General features: G+C 65.1%; 2 protein-coding genes. Both read left to right on the top strand.

All coding sequences use genetic code 11. The annotated features are described in order from the left end of the window. The first annotated feature begins 539 nt into the window (after positions 1 to 539). Complete coding sequence (locus EB084_24145; protein ID NDD31354.1) at positions 540 to 1,667, top strand: serine/threonine protein kinase; 1,128 nt, start codon at positions 540 to 542, stop codon at positions 1,665 to 1,667. A gap of 202 nt (positions 1,668 to 1,869) precedes the next feature. Next, positions 1,870 to 2,190 (top strand): hypothetical protein (locus EB084_24150; protein ID NDD31355.1); only part of this gene is annotated, 321 nt, incomplete at its 3' end.

The raw sequence follows: 2,190 nt of genomic DNA on the forward strand, positions 1-2,190 counted from the left end.
GTCCCCCACGGTGTCGTGGTGGACACGGGGTTGTCCCCCACGGTGTCGTGGTGGACACGGGGTTGTCCCCCACGGCCTCGTGGTGGACAGGCAGCGTGCGCCCCCGTTCGTGCAGCTCCGCACCGTTGTCCCCCACGGTGTCGTGGTGGACACGGGGATGTCCCCCACGGTGTCGTGGTGGACAACGGTGCAAGCGGGCGGCCGATGGCGGGCGGGCGTCACGCGGGGAAAAGCGCACCAGTCAACGACGCACCGGGCTCGTGAGGGTCGCTCGGCTTGACCCCCGCGACGATGTCGGAGCCGGAGCAGCCTCTCTCAGCACGGCTTGCGGGCGTGTCATCAGACGCACTCGACTTCACTGGCGCTTCACTTGCATTGCGCCTATCGGACGTTCTTCAAAAGCCCCATCCAACGACCCTCATCTGCATCATCTTCAGGGGGCTTTCTTGAAGTGGGAGGGGTTGACGTGCTATACTCCCCGATATTGAAATACCTTCGCGCCTCCCAAGGATTGCACGAACTACGGAGCATCGCGTCTCATGCTGGCTGAATCGCTGTTGTTCGGTGCGTCGGTGGTGACCTCGACCGCCACGCGGGTGCTCCTGATCGGAGATGTTGCGCCGCCCCGTCCCGCAGGGGGGCAGACCACCCTGGCGCTTGTGCTGGTGGTGGTGGTCGCCGTGTTTGTCGCCCTCCTCGCTCGCCTGGCGGCGCAGAAGAAGAAGACCGAGGAGGCGGCCGCCAAGATCTTGAGCATGTCTGAGAACATGCTCAGCCTGTCGAGCCTGCCCATCAGCCGCAGCCAGATCGGAACCTACACCCTCAAAGAGAAGCTTGCCGAGGGGGTGGGTTTCATCAGCTACCGCGCCGTCACGCAGCACGGCGAGGCCTGCGACCTCAAGATTCCCACGACCAGCGCCCTCGAGGACAAGACCGCCGTGGGGCGTCTCGAGCGCGAGGCCTCGGTGCTCGAGGGCATCGACAGCCCACACGTCGTCCGCTTCAAAGCCTTCGAGAAGCTCAAGGATCGGGGACGCGTGATTCCCATCCTGGTCACGGAGCCGGTGCGCGGCGAGGAGCTCTCGTCGGTGATCAAGCGCGTGGGGGCCATGCATCCCCTCGATGTCATCTCGATCATGGCTGACATCGCCAGCGCACTCGCGGCAGTGCATCGCAACCAGAACGTGCATCGCAACCTCAAGCCGCAGAGCGTGAGCGTGACCGAGAACGGACGGGCCATCCTCCACAACTTCGGGGTGGTGCAGGCTGACGAGGCGCAGCAGCTCACCCAGCGCGGCGATGTCCTTGGCACGGGTCTCTACATGTCGCCCGAGCAGATCACGGGCAAGACCCTCGACGGGCGCTCCGACCTGTACTCTCTCGGTGTGCTTGCCTACGAGATGCTCACCGGGCAGCCGCCTCACGCAGGGGTCCCGTTCGGAGAGCTGGTCATGCGGAAGATGACGCAGGAGGCCCCGCATCCTGGACTGGTGGTGCCTGGAATCCCGTCAGAGCTCGACGATCTGGTGAGCCGGCTGCTGTCGAAGGAGTCGAGCGGGCGCCCCGCGTCTGCGGGGTATCTCATCACAGAGCTCAGCACGCTCGAGACCAATCTCTCGCGCGAGCGCAGCGACGATGAAGACGCCCCTCGCCTGCATGACATGTAGGGCGCGCGGCGAGAGCCGCATGGGGGGCCGAGAAAGCCGGCGTCATGTTCACAAAACGGACACGCTTCTTGCTTGACCCCTCTCGAAGGCGAGTGTTAGACTGTGTCAGTTCTACAATTCCGGCATGGTGTGCCAGAGTCGTGATTGATCGCGGCAGACGCCACGGGGCGCTGTCAGCGGTAGGGTAAGGGAGGAAGGCAGCGTGAGCAAGTCGCGCCAGCCCGAAGATCTGAAGCGTTTCAAGTTGGAGCTGACCAAGGACGGTCCTCGATTCGTGCTGAGCACGGGTGAACAGGCCGCCGTCGCCCCTGAGACCCAGGAGCGCGCTCCTGTTCCTGAGTCGCCGAGCGAAGCACCTGTCTCATCTGCGCCCGCTGCTGAGGCTGCGCCTGTCAGCGCTGCGTCAGACGTCGCGGTGGACGATGCGGCGCCCCAGGCTGTCGCCGATGTGCCGACTGCCTCGCCTGTCCGACCTGCTTCCCCCCCCAAGAAGGGACACGCTCGCAAGCTGCCGCCGGTGAAG

The sequence above is a fragment of the Pseudomonadota bacterium genome (assembly GCA_010028905.1).
Taxonomy (GTDB): domain Bacteria; phylum Vulcanimicrobiota; class Xenobia; order RGZZ01; family RGZZ01; genus RGZZ01.